The sequence below is a fragment of the Crocosphaera watsonii WH 8501 genome, from assembly GCF_000167195.1.
Taxonomy (GTDB): Bacteria; Cyanobacteriota; Cyanobacteriia; order Cyanobacteriales; family Microcystaceae; genus Crocosphaera; species Crocosphaera watsonii.
This window is the reverse complement of record NZ_AADV02000017.1, coordinates 1-22,018: the sequence shown is the minus strand read 5'-3', so window position 1 is coordinate 22,018 and position 22,018 is coordinate 1. Positions and strand designations below refer to the sequence as shown.

The window sequence follows — 22,018 nt, the reverse complement described above, 5'->3', positions numbered from 1 at the left end:
CACATTTTGAGAAAGAATCACTTAAATTCACGCTAACAATATTTATCCATTGAGAAAGCATTACTAGATTTTCTCGTCTTAAACATCAACAATTACGATAAAATCAAAAATGGTGATTTATACAGATGATTTTGATGAAATACTTATTAAGACTGACTCTTGTTGTCTTTTCCTTGCTATGGTTAATGACACCTATAGCCAACGCTGCTAGTTCTTCCTCCGTAACCGGTGCTAGTGCATCCTACGAAGATGTTCAATTGATTGGGGAAGACTTTTCAGGAAAAAGCCTAACCTACGCCCAGTTTACCAATGCGGACCTCACAGACTCTAACTTTAGTGATGCGGATCTCAGAGGGGCTGTCTTCAACGGATCTGCTTTAATAGGCACCGATCTACATCAGGCTGACTTAACCAATGGTTTAGCCTATCTTACCAGCTTTGAAGGGGCAGATTTAACCAATGCTGTGTTGACCGAAGCCATTATGATGCGCACTACGTTCAAGAATGCTAACATTACAGGGGCTGACTTTAGTTTAGCTGTCTTAGACCTTCAGCAAGTGGCTGAACTCTGTAAGCGCGCTGATGGCGTTAACTCAAAAACTGGCATCAGTACCCGTGAGTCCTTAGGATGTCAATAAGATCCCGTGGTTAACGACGGGTTTTAAATAGGGTGGGTAAAAAGCCCACCTACAAACAGTATATTAACTAGAACAAACAATGAGTAATAAGCGTGTTGGTGTTATTGGTGGGGGTCAACTGGCCTGGATGATGGCTATGGCCACCGAAAAATTAGGGGTGAACTTATTAGTACAAACCCCTCACTCCGATGATCCAGCAGTGGCGATCGCAGATGAGTCCATTTTTGCAGCTATTGATGATGCTGATGCAACGAAAAAATTAGCCAAAAAATGCGATATTATTACTTTTGAAAACGAATTTATTAACTTAGATGCTCTCAAAAAATTAGAAGCAAGTGGGGTCATTTTTCGTCCCAAATTATCAGCTTTATCCCCTTTATTAGACAAATATGAACAAAGAAGTTATTTACAAAGTATTGATCTTCCTGTCCCAAAATTTACGACCCTAGAAAAATTATCATTGAATGATTTTAACTTTCCTTTAGTTATTAAAGCCCGTCGTCATGGTTACGATGGTCAAGGAACTTTTATTATTGATAACGAAAAAGAATTAGAATCTTTATCATCATCTGAAACTAATTCTTTAATGGTAGAGGAATATATAGAGTTTGACCGAGAGTTAGCGATTATGGCTGCCCGTAGTACAACAGGAGAAATTGTTACTTATCCTCTGGTAGAAACCTATCAAAAAGACCAAGTTTGTCATTGGGTTATTGCTCCGGCTAATGTTTCTGAAACTGTAGAATTAGAAGCAAAAAAAATGGCTGAGCATCTATTAACGAAATTAGAAGTAGTGGGGATTTTCGGTATTGAATTATTTTTGACATCAGAAGGAACATTGTTAGTCAATGAAATTGCTCCCAGAACCCATAACTCTGGTCATTATACCCTAGATGCCTGTGATATTTCTCAGTTTGAAATGCAGTTAAGAGCAGTGATAGGTAAACCATTAGGAACAACAAAATTAAATGCTTTAGGAGCCGTTATGGTGAACTTACTAGGATATGAAAATATCCATGATGATTATCTAGAAAAAAGAGATAAAATTGCTCAATTTCCTGATACCCATATTCATTGGTACGGTAAAACAGAATGTCGCCCTGGTCGAAAATTAGGTCATGTTACTGTATTAATTAAAGATGATAATATCAACCCTGAAAACATTGCTAAAAAAATAGAATCAATTTGGTATAATTGAAGTTACAAGAAAAAACATGAAAGATTATTTTCTGGAGAATTACGAAACCCATTGTTATTGGATGAAACAAGCATTAAACTTAGGTCAAGAAGCAGCAAAAGCAGGGGATGTTCCCGTGGGTGCAGTCATCATTGATAGTCAGGGAAAATTGATTGCTCAAGGGTTAAATTGTAAAGAACAAAATCACGATCCCACTGCTCATGCTGAAATAATAGCTATTCGTCAAGCAACTCAGAAATTACATTCTTGGTACTTAAATAAATGTACCTTATATGTTACTTTAGAACCTTGTATTATGTGTGCTGGTGCTATCATTCATTCTCGTTTAGGATTGTTGGTATATGGTGTAGATGATCCTAAGTCTGGAACCATTCGTTCTGTCCTTAATTTACCCGATAGTGCTGCCTCTAATCACCGTTTATCGGTGTTATCTGGTATCCTAGAAGCAGAATGTCGTCAACAATTACAAGACTGGTTTAAACAGAAAAGAAACATGAATATAAAAGAACAATAATAACTAATAAAACTTATTATTTTAACCCGATAAAAAAATCTTATCTAAGCGAGACCACGCCTTTAATAATAACTTAAAATTTCTCAAGAGTTTTTGAGCGATCGCTAATTGTTGGAGAAACCTTCGATATAATTGTCTTAATTGAGCCGTTCCCCGCTGTCCCCTCAAAATTATACCAGGAGCCTGAGAAAATAATTCATTTATTTGTACTTCAATATTGGTTAAGTCAGAGGTTATCTTTTTTAAAGAAGTATATAATATCCAGAGTTTTAACACTAGATAAAAATTGATACAGGTAATAACTAAGTTAAATATAATGATAAACAATAGCATTCAATGTTATGATTAAAAGGAGTAAGCAAACAAGGGGAATTAGCTCAGTTGGTAGAGTGCTGCGATCGCACCGCAGAGGTCAGGGGTTCGAGTCTCCTATTCTCCATGGCCTACCAGTTCCGTTCACTAGCTAAAATCTATTATGTGACTCGATTACAGCTAGTTTGAAGTTAAGACAAGAAAGTTTATTCAGAGCATGAAATCTAAATATCTTTCCTATCCATTTCATTCAGAATCAATGAGACAATTATAATCTCAGACACTAAAAATATACTCTTAGTTTTTTCTGCTACATTGAATATGTCTTTCATTTTAGGATAAATTGTATTAAGTTCACTGTTAAATCTACCCTATTTTGCTATCCGAGTCACCTTCGTTCCTTAACGCCTTGTTATCCTTACGATACCCCATCAGCTTAGTTATCCTCTACCTTGGGGTAATTATCGCTTTAGCTGAGGGATTAAACCGTTTATGGGGAACCAATTCGGAATTTACCCGAAAAATTGTCCACATTGGGTCAGGAAACGTTGTTTTAATCGCCTGGTGGTTACAGTTGCCATCTTGGACATTAATTGGTGCTTCCTTTATCGCCAGTATTATAGCTCTAGTTTCCTATTTTTTGCCCATTCTACCCAGTATAAATAGTGTCGGACGCAAAAGCTTAGGAACCTTCTTCTACGCAGTGAGTATCGGGGTTTTAGCCCAGTTGTTTTGGTCAAAAGGAGAACCTCAATATCTGGCGATCGGTATTTTAATCATGGCCTGGGGAGATGGGATGGCCGCTATTATCGGGCAGAAGTTTGGAAAACATTGCTACGAAGTATTAGGGGTCAAAAAAAGTTGGGAAGGTTCATTGACCATGATGGGAGTGAGTTTTTTGGTCACCAGTATTATACTTTCGTGGGTAAGTGTACCGATCTTGACAGTGGTGATTGTTTCTTTGATGATTGCTATAGTTGCCATGGCATTAGAGGCTTTTTCTAAACTGGGAATTGATAATTTAACGGTTCCTCTTGGTAGTGCCTTTGTGGCCTTTTACTTGATTAATCAATTATTGTAGTCATCAAGAACAACTATGAGCTTTTCAATTTCTGTCAACCAAAATCAGTATGTTACTTATACTCTCTCGGATGAAAGTGCTTCTTCTCGTCTCGAAGTTGTTCCTGAAAGAGGTGGAATTGTTACCCGTTGGTCTATTCAAGGACAAGAGCTTTTCTACCTAGATCAAGAAAGATTTACTCATCCTGAATTAAGTGTTAGAGGGGGTAATCCCATCCTTTTTCCTATTTGTGGTAATTTGCCTGATGATGTCTATGCTTATGATGGCAAATCCTACAGTTTAAAACAACATGGGTTTGCTAGAAATTTACCGTGGGAAGTGGTTGAACAATCTACAGAGTCTTCTTCTAAACTCACTATCAGTTTAAAGAGTAATGATGAAACTTTGGCGGTTTATCCCTTTGAATTCCAGGTAAAGTTTGTCTATGAACTAGAGGGAAAAACCTTAAAAATTCACCAAGAATATATCAACCAATCTGATAAAGTGATGCCTTTATCTTTTGGATTTCATCCTTACTTCTTGGTTCCAGATAAAGAAAAATTATCTTTAGATATTCCGGCCTCCACTTATCAAGCTAAAGATAGTACAGAAGTTGTCTCCTATAAGGGTAGTTTCGATTTTAATGAGGATGAAATCGATGTGGCACTCAAGCCTTTAAATGGGTCTTCTGCCAGCATTACCGACTCATCTAGAAGCCTAAAAATTAACCTCAAATGGTCAGAAGATTTTTCTACCATTGTCTTCTGGACTGTCAAGGGCAAAGATTTTGTCTGTTTAGAACCCTGGAGTGCGCCCCGTAACGCTCTCAACACGGCTGAAAACCTCACTGAACTGCAACCTGGGGCAAGTTGTGAAGCGTTAGTAGAAATCGATGTAACCTCACTTTGAACATGAATTTTTGCGCAGTCCCCATCTAAAATCTTTGATTTAGATGGGGACCGGCAAAAAGCACAACTCGTGTTATGATACTAGGTAGGGCATATTTACTAGGTACGGTAAAGAATTTGATTCGGAGACACGACCTTTTGCCTATAAGTAATCATCTACATCGATAAGATTGCTTTTACTGAGGGTAGGCTACGCAAAAGTCTTGCGGTCCGGTGCGGACACCACCTTTCTCGGTAACACCTTCACGGGCGTGCAAAAAGAATCCCCAACTAGAATCTTTGATGAGCGTTGGTGGAGTGTTCAAGAGGGGTTAGGGGTTTCACAAGAAACTATTCTTCTAAAACCCCTTGCACTTTCTAAAAAGTGATGGTATATTAGTAAATGGTGTGCAAAGCACACAACGGGTCGCTAGCTCAGCGGTAGAGCACTCGGCTTTTAACCGATTGGTCTTGGGTTCGAATCCCAGGCGACCCATTTTTTTGCTTATGTTACGTCGGTCAATAGGCAGTCCCAGACTAAACGTGGTTGTACGTAACTCAAGAGTTGTTTTTTCGCAGCTTCTAACTTTTTTAAAAAAAGCTGATCCTGGGATTTTTGCCAGTAAGAATATTGTAGATAATTAATTAACCATAACTGTGCATCATTATCTAGTTCTGTGGTAACCTCTTTAGACAACTGTAGAGCATCCAGAGGGGTTTCAGGCATTTTTTTTAACTTTTGTCGTAGTTCAAAAGGGATATTTTGTAACTGTTGCCAAGCGGCGATCGCCTCTCCTGGACTACCTTGACTCAAACCAATGATATCAGAATGATCAATAATTTCCTCGTAACCCAATCGACCCAAAATCGTCTTAACATCGCGATCGCAAAGACGATAAAAAGGAATCCTCTGGCAACGAGAAACTAAAGTAGGTAACAAAGAATCAACACTAGGCGCAATCAAAATTAACGTCGCTTTCCCTGGTTCTTCTAGGGTTTTCAATAAACCATTAGCGGCAGCTTCGGTCATAGTTTCTGCTGCCTCTATGACTACCACACAGCGAGACGCTTCTAAGGGAGGACGACTCAAAAATTGAGTAATATCACGAATTTGTTCGATACGAACTTGAGGAGGAGCTTTACGTTTTAGTCCGTTTTCTTGTGCTTGTTTCGCTGTTAATAATTGTCCCTGATGTAGATAAGTCGGCTCTACCCAGTACAAGTCAGGATGATTTCTTTCCCATACCCGTTTTTTGAGCTTAACTTGCTTTTCCTCCGATAAACCCAAAGATAACAGTAATTCAGTAAAACACTTAGCCCCCAAAGCTCGTCCAATACCAGGGGGGCCAGCAAAAAGATAAGCAGGAGCAATACGGTTTTTAGCGATCGCCTGTTGTAATAAAGAAACACCCGCAGCTTGTCCGATCAGTTGTCGAAAACCATTCATCGATCCTGTTCTTTGGTATCTTCATCATAATCCATCATCGCAGGGTCAATCAGAGTAATATCAAAGGGATCGTTACTGGGTAGAGTGGGGAACTTATCTCGCCGTCGATACTGGTAAATAGCAAATACCTGTGGACCAAAAACAATTTCATCCCCATCCTGGAGATCGTGGGAGTCTTTTTTTATTTTAGCCTGATTGATCAATAACCCATTAACACTCCGTTTCCTGTCGAGATCACCATCGACAATACGATAGTAACTCGAGCCATCTTCTCGAATGCGTCGATAGAGGGTAGCATGATGGCGAGAGACGAACTGAGAGCGCAGACGAATATCACACTCTTGCGATCGCCCCACGCTGTAGCTGGGTTCTCGCAACAGTATTTCCTGTCTGCCTTTATCATCCTCGATAATCAAGAAATGTTCTCTTTGGGGGAGTACAGATTTTTCAGCCATCGCTAAACCAAGTTTAAATTAGAGTGCTTTTGATCAACCCAAATTTTCGATAACGAAGTAATAAAGAATTGGTCACCACTGTCACCGAACTAAACGCCATGAACCCTGCGGCCATTGCCGGACTCAGCATCAACCCTAAACTGGGTAATAAAACTCCTGCGGCCATAGGTATAGCAAATGTATTATAGCCTAAAGCCCACATTAGATTTTGCCGAATTTTTCTAAATGTCCCTAAACTGAGATCCATGGCTGTGATTACATCCCAAAGTTGATTGCTCATAAGGACAATATCGGCGGTTTCCATAGCCACCTCGGTTGCTCCTTGTAAAGAGATGCCGAGATCCGCTTGAGCTAAAGCCGGAGCGTCGTTGATCCCATCTCCTACCATAGCTACTTTTTTGCTTTTTTGTAACTCCTCGACCACAGCAGCTTTGCCACTGGGAGGAATTTCCGCTAAAACTTGAGTAATTCCTACTTGACTGGCAATAGCTTGAGCTACTTCGGGGTGATCCCCAGTCAACAAGATTACCTCTAAGCCACGTTTTTGCAATTTTGAGACGGTTTTCTGGGCATCAGTTCTTAAATTATCTTTGAGGGCTAAAACCCCTTGTATAGAGCCTTCTATCCCCAAATAAACCACAGTTTTACCGGCTCGGTTTAAGGAACCAATAAGCTTGTCGTGATTCTTGTCTAAACTCAACCCTTGATCTTCTAACCATCTTTGATTCCCCAACCAAACCATTTTCCCTTCTACTTGTGCTTGAACCCCAGATCCTGCTTCTGTGTAGAAATCTCTAGCAGACAGTAAAGGTAATTCTTGTTGTTGGGCTTTTTCTAGGATAGCTAACCCTAAAGGATGATTTGTCCCACTTTCTACCGTTGCTGCTAATTGCAACAAAGATTCAGGCTTGATATCTCCCCAGGAGATACAATCGGTGACAGTGGGATGGCCAACGGTTAGGGTTCCTGTTTTGTCAAAAATCACTCCTTCTAGTTGATGAACCTTTTCTAGAACATCTCCCCCTTTAATTAACAGTCCCCTCTCTGATCCCATACTGGTTCCTACTAAAATGGCGGTGGGAGTGGCTAAACCCAAGGCGCAAGGGCAAGCTATCACCAACACTGCGATCGCCAGTTTTAAACTGAGTAGTAAAGGAGAGGAGGACATTCCCAGAGAATCAAGGTTTAATACTTGGGGATACCAATGTGTCCCGAAAATGTACCAAAAAAGAAAGGTTAATGAAGCTAAAACCATTACCCCGTAGGCGAAATAACCAGCTACTGTATCAGCTAACTGTTGAATGGGGGCTTTACGGGTTTGTGCTGTTTCCACAGAAGCGATAATCTGGGCTAAGGTGGTATCTTCTCCAACTTCTGTGGTTTTGAGGGTAATCACCCCAGAATGGTTCAGAGTTCCTGCGATCGCCCGATCTCCAGGGTTTTTGGCTATGGGTAAAGATTCCCCTGTTACCAAAGATTCATCAATAGCTGTTTTCCCTGTAATAATCTCTCCGTCAACGGGTATTTTTTCCCCTGGTAAGATTTTGACATATTCTCCTACTCGTACTTGCTCTACGGGAATTTCGATGCTAGAACTATCCTCAGAGAAGGGATCACCCACCAACCTAGCTAGGGATGGTTGTAAAGCTATTAAAGCTTCTAGGGCTGAGGAGGCGCGGTTTCTGGCTTGTTTTTCTAGGGTACGTCCCAAGAGAATAAACCCTAACAACATCACTGGTTCATCAAAAAAGCATTCCCAACCCAAAATAGGGAAAAGAAAGGCCACACAGCTAGTTATATACGCACTGAGGGTTCCTAAACCCACTAACGTATTCATGTTAGCCATACCGTGGGACAATGCTCGCCAACCATCTATGATAACCTCTCGTCCAGGTATCAATAGGGCCATGGTAGCTAGTCCCCAATGAAACCCTAAACTACTGATAATGGGAAGGGTTGGACCGCCAAAATGTTCTAAATGGCCCAGGGCTGAAAATATTAGTAAAATTGCGGCGGTAATGAGATTAATTTTTTGTTGTCTTGCTTCTGCTTCTCGTCGTTGACTCTGGTTAAAATGGATTTGTTGAGGGGTGAGAGTTTGTGAGGTGCGAATATCGGAAGTAAAGCCAATTTTCGTCAATTTTTCGGCTAGAGTCTCTGCTTGAACCGTTTGCGGTTCGTAGTTAATCACCGCTACTTCTGTCATTAAATTAACGCAAGCTGAAACCACGCCAGATTGTTGTGTGAGTTGTTTTTCTACTGCGCTAACACAACCAGCACATTTCATTCCTTGCACATCAAGGGTAACGGTTTCTACTAAGGGTTGAGGGGTGGTTGATTCTGGTTTTAAGGAGAGTTGTACCATATTTTGCTGTCGTCAGCGATCAGTGTATTCTGCTGATCTCGTTGATCTAGTTTCCTCAATTCTAGGGTAACGATTAATTTTCAACCGTTATGAAACTTTAAATTTATGTTTTCTTTAAGGATTAAGCTTGTAAATGTTCCATTGGTATTGACTCATTACTACTCTAAATCCAAATATCCCTAGACTGCTTCATGTAGCCCAACTCCCACCCCAACCTACTGTTAAGTGATATGATTGACCAGTAAAAACACTTGCTTTTCTAAAAATATCAAGTCTAACAAACACAATAATCATTTACTTTTTTGAGGAAAAAACAAATGGGTGAGGCAAAAAGGAGGAAAAAATTAGATCCAACTTTCGGACAAAAGAGGCCAAAGGATAAAATTTTAACCAGAGAAAGGCAATATGATTTAGTCCTGTTGAACCAAAGAGATTTTATCAGAGATTACTTAAGTGAAGAAGTAATTATAGATTACCATTAATTCATCAATTATTATTCTCTGGGAAATTTACCCTCATGGGTTTATCATATTTATCCTGAGTGGTTAACAGATTTGGATGATGACAATTGTTCCGATGAATTTGTATTTTTTGACGAAATTTATGGGAATCCTATCAAAAAAGTTTGTCAAGAAAAAAAGGGGGAAGAATGGTTTACTCTGTATCAAGAGATTGCCGATATTCTCTCTGAATTCATGTTAAATGTTGAAGAACTTGAAACCTCAGAAGACCACTATGGTGACCAGAGCAAAAAATATGTTGATCAGCTGTTTTTTCTAACTTGTTATGGATTAGTTATTCAGAAAGACCAGATTGAAGAAGCAAGGCAAAAGTACACTACAATGACATCTTCATTAATTGAGGCTGACATGAATGAAAAATAATTAGATAATATTCTTATAACAACACACGGGATGTTCAAAACGCCTGTTTTTAAACAGGTGATGTAGAACCACTCGGCATCGCAGCGCATTCCCTTGCGCCCTAAGACGGCGCGGGGTCGCTGCTCATTTTTAAATGCCGTGAATATGGTCAAATAAAGTCAGTCAGTACAAGACTTAAAAACCTACCGGGGGACTCTCGGAAAGTACACGCCCAACACCTGAATTGGCAGGGTTTAAGGAAATATCACTACGCCCTTTGAGGCAAACGTGGTGAGCCTGGGAACTTGTGAAAACAAGATAATAACCATCCCGACAGGGATTCGTTATGAATCTCCTGCGCTTCAGCCAGGAGAGCGTCAAAAGTTTAATAATATTTAGGGGAAGATATTTCAAGAAGTATCTTCCCCTTATTGTGATGTTATTAATAGCTCAAAAGTAGTGATCGTTATTTACAACTCTCTCGGCTCACAGTAAACTTTTCCTCCTTCATCGGGAACCACATGACAAATGTTGTAACCCCGAATAAACGCCTCTAAAATGGAGTAATCTGACTTACGATAATATTCACCTAAAACAGGCTTAATGGCTTCCGTTGCTGTTTTTAGATGATAATGAGGCATGGTCAGAAAGATATGGTGAGCCACATGGGTTCCGATATTATGATGGATATTATTGATAAATCCGTAATCATGATCCACTGTGGATAAAGCCCCTTTCAAAAAGTACCAATCTCTACCCCGATACCAGGGAACATCGGGATCAGTGTGGTGTAAGAATGTTACTAAATCTAACCAAACTACAAAGACAATATAGGGACCCAAATAATATTTAAGTAACCACAAAAAGCCGAACTGATAGGTCAAAACGCCTAAGAAAGCCACCATTAAACTACAGCAAATTGTACTGGTTAAAACATCCCATTTTTCAGAGGGACGAAATAGATCACTTTTGGGATCAAAATGAGTTCCTTTTCTGCCTGGGGAACGCTTAAATAGATAAAGAGGATAGAGAAATAAAACCAGTTTAAAACGGGCAAATTTTTCTAACCAGTCCATCTCATCATATTTAGACTCCGTAACAGGATACCAACTTTCGTCTGTGTCGAGATTACCTGTATTTTTATGATGGGTGCGATGACTAATACGCCAACCATGAAACGGGACTAAAATAGGGGTATGGGAAAGATGACCCATAAGATTATTTAACCATTTGTAGCGGGAAAAAGAACCATGGCCACAATCATGTCCTACCACAAATAACGCCCAAAACATAGTTCCTTGCATGACCCAAAAAATAGGCCAAAAAAACCAAGAATCTAGATAATCAGCGATAACATAAAGAACAGATATTACAAAAATATCCCAAAAAAAATAAGCTAAGGATCTTATGGCAGAGGACTCAAAACAATGGGGAGGAATCGCCTCTTTAACATCTTTTAAGCTAAAGGGAAGGTCGACCACTTTGGGTTCTGGCCTATTGACAGTCATTGGTTGCTGCATTCAGTCTCGAATCTCCTTTTTATCGGTGGTATGAAGAAATGATGGAAAAACTTAATTTTTCTTAATCGTTCCCATTATACTATTTAATACTGCTTAAAGAAACTTTAAATCCCTCCCTTGTCATTCCAAGGCAGGAAAAATGTACTTAACCTTATATCAAAGAATTAAGAGGAGTCTAATTTAGACTATCTGGATTATCCTACGGGACTGACGGGATTCGAACCCGCAACTTCCGCCGTGACAGGGCGGTGCTCTAACCAGTTGAACTACAGTCCCTTGTTTTTTGAGCCGATTAGTATCGTAACAAGCTATAGCCAAATTTGTCAAGTGTTTTCAGGAAAAAATTTTAAAATAAGTTTGAGACACACCGAGTGTGAGCATACTTCGACAAGCTCAGCACAAGTCCTGCTCACTATGCTAATATCAATTTTCTCTCATTCTGGTAACACATCTTTGTAGGGTTCAACGGCCGTTGAACCCTACGATATAAACATCTCTAGTATGGATCAAGTCCCCTGACAGTGTGGTGTAACCCAGATTCCGCACTTCAAAATGTAGTATAAAAAAATACATAGTTTTAAAAAGTCCGAAAATCATACCTGGGCAAGAATATTTCTCTTTTCATTAAAATTTTAGGAAAAATAATCAAATTAAGAAGATTTATACTCATTGAAAACTTAGCAAGACTCAGCACAAACGAAGGAGATTTTCCTCTTCTCATTTGATATCATTAGACTCTTATTTTTTTATTATTTTTGCTTTATCCAATTCAATTTATAGATAATATCTTTGACAAGATGCAGGTAATAAACTCAATATAAAACGCCTTTCTTCTGTTAAATTGACAATTTGTTTGACTCCGTTTAAAATCACATAATGAATACCTTGAAAACATTGAAATATCCACCTCAAAGTCGGACGCAATGTTACTTTCCCTACTTGATTATTTATTCCTTTTTTGACTCTTTTTAAACAATTTCTTAATTCTCTTTGCCCCAAGTTATAAATCAACAAACACAAAGACATTAAAAATAACATTGTTTCTATTCTTTCTGGTTTTTCAACGAAGAAACTATCAGTAAAAAATAAGGGATCTTTCAAAAATCGAAATCCTCTTTCCGTAGATTGCTGGTTTTTATAAGTTATCAGAATTTCACTAGCTTCTAATTTATTTTCCTCTACTAAGTTGGTTGCTAAAATAAATTTTCCTGCTTCTTTAGTCTTTCTACTTATCTCTTCATCTTTTTTGATGATCAGACTAATCATTTTATAAATCTTTTCCTTTTTTTTCGAGTAAGTTTCAGTCAGTTCAACTTCTTTTATTTCCAACAATCTCAATTTTTTATTAATAGCCTTTAATTTATATCGAGCAGCTTGAGGATGTTCAAATTCTTCAGATTGTATTTCTTTAAGAAATTTTTGGGATTTCTTCTCTTCTTGGGAAAGTTGTTTTTCTAGTTTTTCCAAATCACTTTTCTGTCTTTTTTCACTCAAGACTATTAACCAAGTTTGCTTGATTCCACCATAAGTAACAATTTCTTCTTTCCAGGTATAACTTTCTAAATTTAGGTCACTTCTTTTTTCTTTATCTTCATCTTTTACTTCTTCCACCTCTATATTTTGCACTAATTCTTTTGCTTTTTTTATGGTCATTGGAACTCTCGTTATCCATTTTAAATGTTGGATTAGTTGGAGATTTTCTTGACCATATAAAGCACTATCACAAACCATGATACTATCAAACTTTATTTGCTTTTTGAATTCTACTAAAACTTTTCCAAATACAGCTTTATCAGATTCATTTCCATCTCCTACTCTCACAAATAATGGAATATCTCCATCTTGGCTTGTTATTAAATCCAAGACACATTGTTTTAAGTCTGGTCTATGATCCCGAGAATATCCTTTCTTAATAAAAATTGGTCTTTCTTTAATAATTTTTTCTTCTTCCTGTTTCTCTTTATCTTCTTCCCTTTTATATTCTCCATCTAAATGAAATGATGTGGAATCTAAATGGGAGTATTTAAGGTCTATTTCAAATTTTTTAATTACTTCTAAAACTACTTCAATAAAAATATCATTTAGTCCATATTTATATAATTCATCCATTACTCTCCCAATTTTATCATCATTAAGGTAATCAGGTTTAATTCTTTCTCCTAACAATTTCTCAATGGCTTTATCTTGAAAAAACTGACTGAATAAATATAGAGGTCTTGAAACAAATCCTAGTCCATTGATTAAAATAGACTTAACTACTGTACCTGCTGAGATTTTTTCTCTAACATCTATTCCTAATTTATTATTAATTATTTTGACTATTCCTATTTCATCAATTAAACCAGCTACTATCCCTAAATGGTCTAAATTTTTAACTTGTATTTCTTCTAAATAAGACATTTTTCGCTCTTTTTTTACAGAGGAAACAACTTAAGCAATTATCCCACTTTTTTGTCTTCAAGAGCTTAAGCAATTATACTTAATTGTTAACCCCAGGCTTGTAGTATTTAATGCTACTTTTTGAAGTGCGGAATCTGGGCTATAAATGTCCTAGTTGTGGATGGTCAGATTACAGTCCTGTTCCATTGGGAGTTAAAGAAGGATTCAGTTATGGGGCGCGATTAAGTAGCATCGTGGGCTGGCTTGGCTATGGGGGTAATCTTACATGGCGTAAACAGCAACATTTTATAGAGTATGTCTTTGGCATTCCCATTTCTCAAGGGAGCCTTGCCAAAATGCACAAATGGTTTCAAGAAAGTTTAGAACCCTTGACCAAACAGTGGTTAAAGTACATCCAGCAGCCAGGAATCCGATGTGTTGACGAAACCAGTTATTGCATCGATGGCATCAAGTATTGGGTTTGGGTAGCCACATCAAATGAGGTCTGTGTGTTGATGTTGGCTCCCACTAGAAGCTCCGCAGAAGTCGAGAAATTGTTAGGAGCAGATTTTAAGGGCATCCTCACCAGTGACTGCTATAGTGCCTACTTTAGACAAAGTGCGATGGCCAAACAGAAATGTCTGGCACATTTAGAACGAGAGTTAGAGTCCCTTAAAACCAGTCGTTTTCAAGCGAATCGAGAATTTGCTGCCGATGTACAGCAAGTTTTAGCAACCGCCTGTATCCATTATCGTCATTATCATGCTCGAAATTTAACCCTTGAAGACTTAGGCTCCAAAAGAACAGAAGTCGAGAACTCACTGCAAAAGATTTTTAAAGCAACTCCCAAAAAAGGATGGCCTTATGATGCACAAAGATTGATTAACCGTCTCAAACGTCATTGGGAAGAGTGGTTCACCTTTCTAACTTATCCTGAAGTCAAACCAGATAATAATGATGCTGAGAGAGCTTTACGTCCCATTGTCATTCACCGCAAAGTAAGTGGGGGAGCAAGAAGCGACTGGGGTGCAGAGTTAGTCACCCAAATGTTCAGTTTTTTAGAGACCATGAGATTACAGGGGCAAAATGCCATTGTCCAATTATGCGAATTATTGTCATTAGCTGGTCGGAGTCCCCCAGGATTAGAGATGTAAAAGGCTCCGGAGCCGATGGGGGATAGATTTTTCTTGATCGCCCTATATCTCTGCACAAAAATAAACAAGGTTAGCGGATAATCTCCGCTAACAAAAAACTATCTTACTATTCTTTTTTTTCTCATATTGTTGTTTTTATTTGAGGTTTTTAAAAAACTTGATTCTGGGAATGTTAGTCATTAAAATAGCCGTAATAAATTAGCTTAAATTTTACGCTAAATCACAGGGCTTATATTTTTGTTGACTCAACTGATGTTGTTTGTAGTGCTTTTCAATAAGACTTTTTTGTTGCGGTGAGCAGTTACAATATAAAAACGAAGCATCCCGTTTTTGAAATGTTTCTTAAATACTTTAACTTCGCCAAACTCTTTTAAGTAAACAATTGTCCCATTTTCCTCTATTTCTAAGCTTTCAACGGATTGATATTGTCCTTTAACGATTGATACTTGTCGATTTTTAGCTATTCCTATCATGAAACCTAATTCTTGTTTTTTCAAAAATTTAAGGTTCTCTTTAGATGAATACCAACTATCACCAGTTACATAAATTGGCCTCAGTCCCCAAGCTAAAACTTCCGATAGCATCATCCGAAAATAATCATTTTTAGACAGATTATCTTCTTTATCATAAAGTCGATAATTTAGAGGGACTGAAATTCCATTAGGGTCAGTATATAATAAAGTAACTAAATTAATTCCTTTGATAGTTTTATGGTTATTTCCTGACCAGAAATAACCAATAAATTTACTTAATTTAGGATTACTATAAAGTTTTTCAATGACTGTATCATCAATACTTAAGGTTCCCCCACTCAGTTCAATGTGCTGTTTAAATTCATTGAATAAATCAACAGGTTTATAGCTTTCTCTTAATAAAAAACGGTTAACACTATCATGAGATAAATCCTCAAATATCTCGGATAAACGATTACAAACCGAATATTTGGATTCAGCAATTAAATAGTAAGTATAGAGTTCTAAATGACATTTAGCCGTTGATTTCTTCGTTATAGTTCGGATATCTACCTCCAGTTCTTATAATCCTCTCTATTTTATCAGTTTTTTGCTTTTTGTTAACAGCGATCGCTTTCTCTGTTTGGACTATGCACATTGTAAACCATCTGTCAATGCGTAACTCCTAGACATCTTGGTTGACTTCGGTGGCAGCAACAGCATCTACTTGATTTTGTTCATCAGGGGTCAATGCTGTGTACGCTTTTTTAGAGTAGGGATTTTTCTTGTGGAGATTTTTCACCACAACTACCATCCCTTGACAAGCTAACAGCAAGGCTTTTAGTTCGTCAAGGGATGGTAGTTGTGGTGGAATGGAATGGCTAGATGGATGAGTAGCCCAAATTCGAGACAAATAATCAGGGTACTTTTCTTTAAATCCATCCAGGGCATTGATTTTTTCTTCTGCTTGGCTAGTTAACTCAAGCCATTCATCCTCTGTGTGGATAGAATTATCTTGTTCTAACTCCTCTAATAACTTCATCAACCACTCAATCTCTACATTGGCTTGGTTTTGTTCAACATTGTTTTGTTGGGACTGTGGGATCGTGTTGAAATCACTGTCTAATGACGGACTGATGCTGGTTTCACTTATTGTTGGCCATGTTGTAATTGTTGGGGGGGTAAAAATTCCCGAACTAAAACTAGGTATAGTGCTTCCAACAGTTCCAACAATTCCAACAAAACTGTTGAAATTATTATCTAGACTGTCTTTTACCCATTCTGTTTTTTCCAACAATTTGCCAACATTTGCCAACAATACTGGTGTAAGTTCAGGTTCAGATTTGGAGATTCCCGAGAGAGTCTCATCAAAGCTAGTTGTTGTTGTTGAGTTATTATTTGTACCATTGGGAGATTGGGGCAAATCTTGATTAACTTCGTCCCCATCTAAAAGAGAGTCAATCAATAAAGCTAAACTACGTTTATGTTTAACTAACTTGGCTTTACCCATAGCAGCTATATCATTGAACATTTGTTCAATGCCTTTGGATTTGAGGTTTTTGAAGACTCCACTACGGGTACTTTGCACCATACGCACGGTTAAAAATTTACTCTTATGAGCAACTCGTTTAGCTATGTTGAGAATCTGGGAGTAAACCGCACTTAAACCATCTTCCCGATGGGGATTCGCCAATCCCAATTTTCGGATCAAATCAATCTGGGATAAGAAAAATTGTTTGATCTTAATGGCGGTTTTGATGGCGATCGCAGGAATCACAGGGGTTACAGGACGATCATTAATTAAACAATTCATCCAATGCAGGTTGAGGGCAATACGCACTACTTCCCCACTGGCCTTGGAAAGAATGGCGCGCCATCCTGGTTGTAAACTTTCCCACCGTTGATCTTCTAATTTGTTGATAAATTGTTGTAACAAATCAAGACCAACTTGATCTAAATGGCACTCAACAGGAGCCGCATTTAAGGCTTTTTTGTACAGGTTATAAACAATATCGGACACATCGATTTTCGGTTGGCTTAAATCGGTATAAACTCGTTTTTCGGTAGCACATACGAAATTAAACCTAGCCCATTGTCCGTCGGGATCTGATAAGTCTCCCATCTCTGATAAGACTATGTCTGGTTGATATCCCCCCACAATGGAAACGGCAGTTTCTTCCACAATGATACGTTCGGATTTTAAGGAACGAGCGATGGCTTTATTGTCGTACAAATTATTAAGAAACTGACGATCATCCCCTTTGCCTTGACGATACATATTTTGCGCCCGTTGAATGGCTACTAATTCCTCTTGGTGTATTAGGAGTCCATTGGGGTTATCAGCATGGTTTTTGACAATGCCCTCCCTTGAATACTCATTGATGACTAAAAAACCATCTCGGATGGTGATATATTCATCCTTTCTGGGTTTAGGTCCTCGTTCGTCAGGGTGTTGTTTTTCCCATTGTTCAATTGCTTGGTTATATTGCCTTTCTTGTTGTTGGTATTTCTGCAATCGTTCGTTTTGCAGCCTGTACAGGGGATCTAGTAAGATGCCACTAACAATACTTTTCCCGTTACCTGATTCTCCGACCATACTTATATTGATATTACCTCTGAATTTACCCAAGACAGGGACATCACAACTGCCTTTGATGCCCATCAGTGAGGAAAAGGGAGAGAAAATACTTAAAAAGTATTGTGGCTGAATTTTTTGGTTAACACGACAGAGGTGTTCAAATTGTTTCTGGGTGCTTGGGGAATCATAGAATAAATCAGCAAAGGGGATATATTCATGATTTTCTTTCGCTTGTATTTCTTCTAGTTCGGTAAAGCGTTCAGAAATATTATCTTCACGTTCCCTTTCATTTATCCGTTTATTGGCGATTTCTCGAATTTCCTTGGCATTAAAGTTACTAAATTGTTTGGCTAATTTATTCAGTTCTAGGTCTTGGATCGCCTCATCGAAATTTTTGTCAAGGATAGCGTCGATATGTTCTATGGCTAGTTGTTCGGGGACTTGTTCATAAATATCAGGTGATGGTTGCTCCGACTTTTGCGAAGAGGATGAGTTTTGTGTTTTGACCCTTTGATTATGTTCCTTATCAACACCAGGGGTAGTTGAGGTGTTGAACTCTTTGAGTCCATTTCGTTGTTGGGGTTTAATAACTTCTCTCCAGTACCATCCTTTTATACAGGCAGCAATGGCATCTGGTGGGCAACTGGGGTCACTATTGGTTTTGTTGCACCATTGATAACGTTCCTCTTCTTCTGATGCTGTCATACCGCTACGTTGACAGAATTCATGGAACAACGACACTGCTGAATCTGTGTAGGATTGTCCTATAGTTTGCAGATATCTTTCCACCGCAATGAGTTCTAAGCCTACATTAATGGCCATATCGTTGCGTTTACACCCTTTAGGGACTCCTGTGGCCACCAATTCCCTGACTTCTTTCCGACAACACTGCAACAACGGCACCGGTGCTGGTACCGGAACACTTATAAAGTCGGGGTGTCGTGGTAATGTAGATGGGTCTGAACAACTGTTTTGTTCTTTGGCTGCTTCTACTATTGGCAGCCGTTCTTTTTGCTCTGGGATGATTTCTCTGAGTTCTTCATAACTATATGTCTTGGCTGATGCAGAGATAATTTTGGTTTGGTTGTAGATAGGGTTGCCATCCGGGTCATGGGAGATGTGCCAGCCCCCGGCCATCCTCATTACTCTGGCAGGGTTCTTAATTGAGCGATCTCCATTGGTATATTCTAGTAAGTCCCTTTGTAGGACGGACCATTTTTCTACTGCGATCGCTTCTATCAATACCCAGTACGCATGAATTGATTTACCCCCCGTATCTACTTGAAATGTGGGTTCAGGGAGTCCCAAACTTTTCCATAAGTTACGTTGGATATCTTTGGGCAAATCGTCGTGTTCGACGAAAATTGCACGGCCTTGGGTAACATCATCATTTTTATGCCCCCCACCATTGACAACAAAATAGGCACCACGACCTTCTTTCTGGTAGTTTTCGATTTGATTCCAGTTAACTTGGTCTGCTTTACGCCCTGCATCCCCATCTTTTCTTGGATCATCACTGGGGTAGAAAAAGCGTAAATACACTGGTTTGTTGATGTTGTGTCCGAGTAGGGCTAACTGACGCTGAGCTAAATTGCGATCGATCTCTGGGAATTTCATGAATTTTTTCTCCTTACAGTGTTGATGTGTTTACTGCTGGAGATGCCCTGTTATTAATGGATAATGGATAATGGATAATGAATAATTGAGTTATTTGGGGTAAAGCCTCAATTTAATTCTTCTTTTCGTTAATAAAAGAGGTAATTGTTCATTAATCAATTGTTCCATAGTCCATTGTTGAACAGTGATGTTCCAAATCCTGGATCTTAATCCTTTCAATTTCCCTGCAACCAAAGATAGTATTTAAAAGTATTTGTTTTGGGTGGCTGGAATTTTCACATCTCAGCCTTGGTTTGTGTTGACGTTCTCAATGACATCAACTGGTTACTTTGGTAGTGGGTTCGTTGAAGATTCAGTCACGATAACAAGGCATTTCCAGCTTTTTTCTTTTTTTCAACCGAATAGCCATTGCTGTTAACCGATAAAGTCACTCAAGAGAGGTTTAGGATTATCTAGCAAATTGCCAGAGGTTGTCTGAGTGATCGGGTTACAGCTAATAACTATGCAATCGATGAATATGCTTGGTGACCGAGGCTTCTGCCACGTTAACGGCAGGAGGCAGGGGGCAGGAGGGTTTTTCTTCATCCCTTCCCCCTCTGGGACAGGTTCCCCGTCTTTTAAGACGGAAGGGGTTTGGTGGGAGTGCAAGCTCCGTGTCCTTACAATAAACCTCCTGCTGGGTGCCTTTCAACTCCTGCCTCCTTTTGACTAAATGACACCTGTTGGGATTGCTGGTTGGACGATATATTCTTATAGTCTAAAAACGAGTATCAGAAACATATCTAATCAATTAGTCAGATTTCCAAGCACGAAGCCTTTTTTCGCTAATTAACGTTAAATTTTCCCTAAAAGCATAAATTTTTGACAAAAAGCTTGCGAAGACCACAACTTTCTCTTATGATAAGAGTATTGTGGCTAAAAATTTATAGCCTTAGCGTCTCAACGCTAATTCGCTTCAAAAATTGAATAACTTCCTACTTTCTCATTAGTCACCTCCTTCGACTAAACAGAGAACTCTCAGTAAGAAGCGATATGAAGAAACGTCCGTCCAACTTCCCCAAGCTGACGGCGTTTCGGCGTTTATATGGCTTCTTTTATCTGCGAAACTCTGTGTGTACATTTTTAACCCTATGTTTAGATGAGGATTACACTCAGTCTACCTTAAAATCCCTCTTGGGGGAATAGTCAGCAGTAAGTTTTTTTATTAACCTTGATGGTTAGTTCCCGATTTGGCCATAGCCAAATTGCCAAACCCTTTTGCCTTCTTAGACGGTTGAGAACCATTAGGGGTCAAAGAATTAACCTCAGAGAAGAAACTGTTTGGTTTCGTTTTTGCTTTCTGTTGAGACAACCCATCATTCATTAATTGCTCTAGTTTAGCAATTCTTTGCTCCTGTTGCTCCATTATGGCTTGGTGCTGTTGTGCCTGTTCATTGAGCTTCTGTTCGTAAACTTGAGCTTGCTGTGCCAATCGTTGGTCTAACTCTTCGCTAAGTTTCCGTTCTGTCTCTAAACGCAGAGAACGCTCCCTATCAATTTCTGCATCTTTTTGGCTCAGCCACCAAGTGGTGCGATCCCCGGATTTCTCACAAATTAATTTGAAAGCCCAATCCAGAGATGAAAAATGATAATTTTTAGGACTAATAGAAATTTTGAATATAGATGAATAAAAAAATTGACTTTGATTATCCAAAAATTGAGTTTAAGAGGGAGTAATTATATTAACTTTTGATTTTCTCCACGATAAATAAGACTAAATAAAAGTATCAGTCAGTCAACAACTTATGATAGATATCTTTTTTTAAAAACAACTTATTCTACTTATCCAGTATTAGGAATAGTTTTAATTCTTTTGTTAGCAATAGACAAAATATCTTGATAAGGACAAGCACTAGCTATAGCGATAATAATTCTTCTACAAGTAATCTTTATTCTGGCTCCCAACTTAAGAAGATTTAGACGTATTCTTCCCACAGTTGCTTTAGCCAATGAAGTTTTTTTTAAACAGTGTTGACGAAAAGCATTTATGAGAACATAAGCCCAGGAATGTATCCATAATCTTAGTTGATTACTTTGAAATGTTTGAGTTGAAGTTCTATCAGCTAACAAGTCTAATTGTTGTTCTTTAATCCGATTTTCCATCTCGCCTCTCGGACAGTATTTTTTTGTATAAAGTTTTGAGGGTGGAATTTTTGAAGCGGGCAAAGATGTCACCACATGGCGCATTTTTAAGCCATCACTTCCATAACAAACTTTTGTCACTACTCTTCTTTGACAACTCCATGACTTTTCTGTTTTATAACGAATAGAGCGATGCCAAGTAGAAATTGGTACTAATTTTTTAACTTCTTCTAAATCTTCTTTTTTCTGAAATAAACTATCCATTAATTCAGTTATTGGAGCTAGTTTTTTTTCATATTCATGTTTGGCTTTTTCAATTACATCATCCGCTCGTAACTTAATAACGCCATTTGTTCCCATAGCTATAACATAATCAACTAAAGGCTGATTTTCACAAAAATAGAAGATTTCTTCACGGGCATAGGCACTATCACCCCTAACTAGGATATGAGTCTCTG

15 protein-coding genes, 3 tRNA genes and 2 pseudogenes are annotated in these 22,018 nt (G+C 38.4%); 10 read left to right on the top strand and 10 right to left on the bottom strand.

From position 1 onward, the window contains the following. Positions 1–134: 134 nt before the first annotated feature. The 7 genes from CWATDRAFT_RS13890 to CWATDRAFT_RS13855 all read left to right on the top strand — a co-directional run bounded on the left by CWATDRAFT_RS13890 (position 135) and on the right by CWATDRAFT_RS13855 (position 5,105). A complete protein-coding gene (locus tag CWATDRAFT_RS13890; protein WP_042711522.1) occupies positions 135–638 on the top strand; it encodes a pentapeptide repeat-containing protein in 504 nt (167 codons plus the stop codon). 79 nt (positions 639–717) lie between these two features. Next, positions 718–1,836, top strand: a complete 1,119-nt coding sequence (locus CWATDRAFT_RS13885) for a 5-(carboxyamino)imidazole ribonucleotide synthase (RefSeq protein WP_007305619.1) — start codon at positions 718–720, stop codon at positions 1,834–1,836. A gap of 16 nt (positions 1,837–1,852) precedes the next feature. Further along, complete coding sequence (tadA, locus tag CWATDRAFT_RS13880; protein ID WP_007305620.1) at positions 1,853–2,350, top strand: tRNA adenosine(34) deaminase TadA; 498 nt, start codon at positions 1,853–1,855, stop codon at positions 2,348–2,350. Between the two features lie 366 nt (positions 2,351–2,716). Continuing rightward, positions 2,717–2,789 (top strand) — tRNA-Ala (locus CWATDRAFT_RS13870). A gap of 282 nt (positions 2,790–3,071) precedes the next feature. Then, a complete protein-coding gene (locus CWATDRAFT_RS13865; protein ID WP_085961751.1) occupies positions 3,072–3,743 on the top strand; it encodes a diacylglycerol/polyprenol kinase family protein in 672 nt (223 codons plus the stop codon). A 15-nt stretch (positions 3,744–3,758) separates the two neighbouring features. Next, positions 3,759–4,631 (top strand): aldose epimerase family protein, encoded by an 873-nt coding sequence (locus tag CWATDRAFT_RS13860; protein ID WP_007305622.1) that lies wholly within the window; start codon positions 3,759–3,761, stop codon positions 4,629–4,631. 402 nt (positions 4,632–5,033) lie between these two features. Next, positions 5,034–5,105: transfer RNA gene (locus CWATDRAFT_RS13855), tRNA-Lys, on the top strand. Between the two features lie 9 nt (positions 5,106–5,114). Here CWATDRAFT_RS13855 and CWATDRAFT_RS13850 read toward each other — a convergent pair. From CWATDRAFT_RS13850 to CWATDRAFT_RS13840, 3 genes are read right to left on the bottom strand one after another with little or no spacing between them, the layout of a single operon-like run. After that, positions 5,115–6,056 (bottom strand): DNA polymerase III subunit delta', encoded by a 942-nt coding sequence (locus CWATDRAFT_RS13850; protein WP_007305604.1) that lies wholly within the window; start codon positions 6,054–6,056, stop codon positions 5,115–5,117. Then, entirely contained in the window at positions 6,053–6,511 is a 459-nt protein-coding gene (locus CWATDRAFT_RS13845) for an FHA domain-containing protein (RefSeq protein WP_007305603.1), read from the bottom strand. The genes CWATDRAFT_RS13850 and CWATDRAFT_RS13845 overlap by 4 nt, the downstream gene beginning before the upstream one ends. Positions 6,512–6,524: 13 nt before the next feature. Continuing rightward, entirely contained in the window at positions 6,525–8,876 is a 2,352-nt protein-coding gene (locus CWATDRAFT_RS13840; RefSeq protein WP_007305602.1) for a heavy metal translocating P-type ATPase, read from the bottom strand. A gap of 317 nt (positions 8,877–9,193) precedes the next feature. On the opposite strand from CWATDRAFT_RS13840, the gene CWATDRAFT_RS37265 reads away from it, so the two are divergent. Together CWATDRAFT_RS37265 and CWATDRAFT_RS13835 are read left to right on the top strand one after the other, a co-directional pair. Then, positions 9,194–9,358 (top strand): hypothetical protein, encoded by a 165-nt coding sequence (locus tag CWATDRAFT_RS37265; protein ID WP_157134085.1) that lies wholly within the window; start codon positions 9,194–9,196, stop codon positions 9,356–9,358. A gap of 72 nt (positions 9,359–9,430) precedes the next feature. Further along, positions 9,431–9,760, top strand: a complete 330-nt coding sequence (locus CWATDRAFT_RS13835) for a hypothetical protein (protein WP_007305623.1) — start codon at positions 9,431–9,433, stop codon at positions 9,758–9,760. Positions 9,761–10,209: 449 nt separating this feature from the next. On the opposite strand, the gene CWATDRAFT_RS13830 is transcribed toward CWATDRAFT_RS13835, so the two are convergent. From CWATDRAFT_RS13830 to CWATDRAFT_RS13820, 3 genes are all read right to left on the bottom strand, one after another. Continuing rightward, positions 10,210–11,259: a fatty acid desaturase gene (locus tag CWATDRAFT_RS13830; RefSeq protein WP_007305601.1), complete on the bottom strand. Its 1,050-nt coding sequence runs from the start codon at positions 11,257–11,259 to the stop codon at positions 10,210–10,212. Positions 11,260–11,461: 202 nt separating this feature from the next. After that, positions 11,462–11,535: transfer RNA gene (locus CWATDRAFT_RS13825), tRNA-Asp, on the bottom strand. Positions 11,536–12,033: 498 nt separating this feature from the next. Continuing rightward, positions 12,034–13,659, bottom strand: coding sequence for an IS1634-like element ISCwa1 family transposase (locus CWATDRAFT_RS13820; protein WP_007305600.1), 1,626 nt, complete (start codon positions 13,657–13,659; stop codon positions 12,034–12,036). A gap of 122 nt (positions 13,660–13,781) precedes the next feature. Here CWATDRAFT_RS13820 and tnpC point away from each other — a divergent pair. Further along, positions 13,782–14,792: pseudogene (gene tnpC / locus CWATDRAFT_RS13815) on the top strand (IS66 family transposase); the annotation flags it as partial. Positions 14,793–15,037: 245 nt separating this feature from the next. On the opposite strand, the gene CWATDRAFT_RS35875 reads toward tnpC, so the two are convergent. The 4 genes and pseudogenes from CWATDRAFT_RS35875 to CWATDRAFT_RS13795 form a co-directional block, all read right to left on the bottom strand. Continuing rightward, the gene (locus tag CWATDRAFT_RS35875) at positions 15,038–15,748 is read right to left on the bottom strand and encodes an IS701 family transposase (protein WP_268742301.1); all 711 of its coding nucleotides are present in this window, start codon (positions 15,746–15,748) and stop codon (positions 15,038–15,040) included. Positions 15,749–15,929: 181 nt separating this feature from the next. Then, a complete protein-coding gene (locus CWATDRAFT_RS13805) occupies positions 15,930–19,439 on the bottom strand; it encodes a DUF3987 domain-containing protein (protein WP_007305598.1) in 3,510 nt (1,169 codons plus the stop codon). Positions 19,440–20,643: 1,204 nt separating this feature from the next. Further along, positions 20,644–21,132, bottom strand: a complete 489-nt coding sequence (locus CWATDRAFT_RS13800; protein WP_007305597.1) for a hypothetical protein — start codon at positions 21,130–21,132, stop codon at positions 20,644–20,646. Positions 21,133–21,260: 128 nt separating this feature from the next. Beyond that, a pseudogene (locus CWATDRAFT_RS13795) lies at positions 21,261–22,018 on the bottom strand (IS1380-like element ISCwa5 family transposase); the annotation flags it as partial.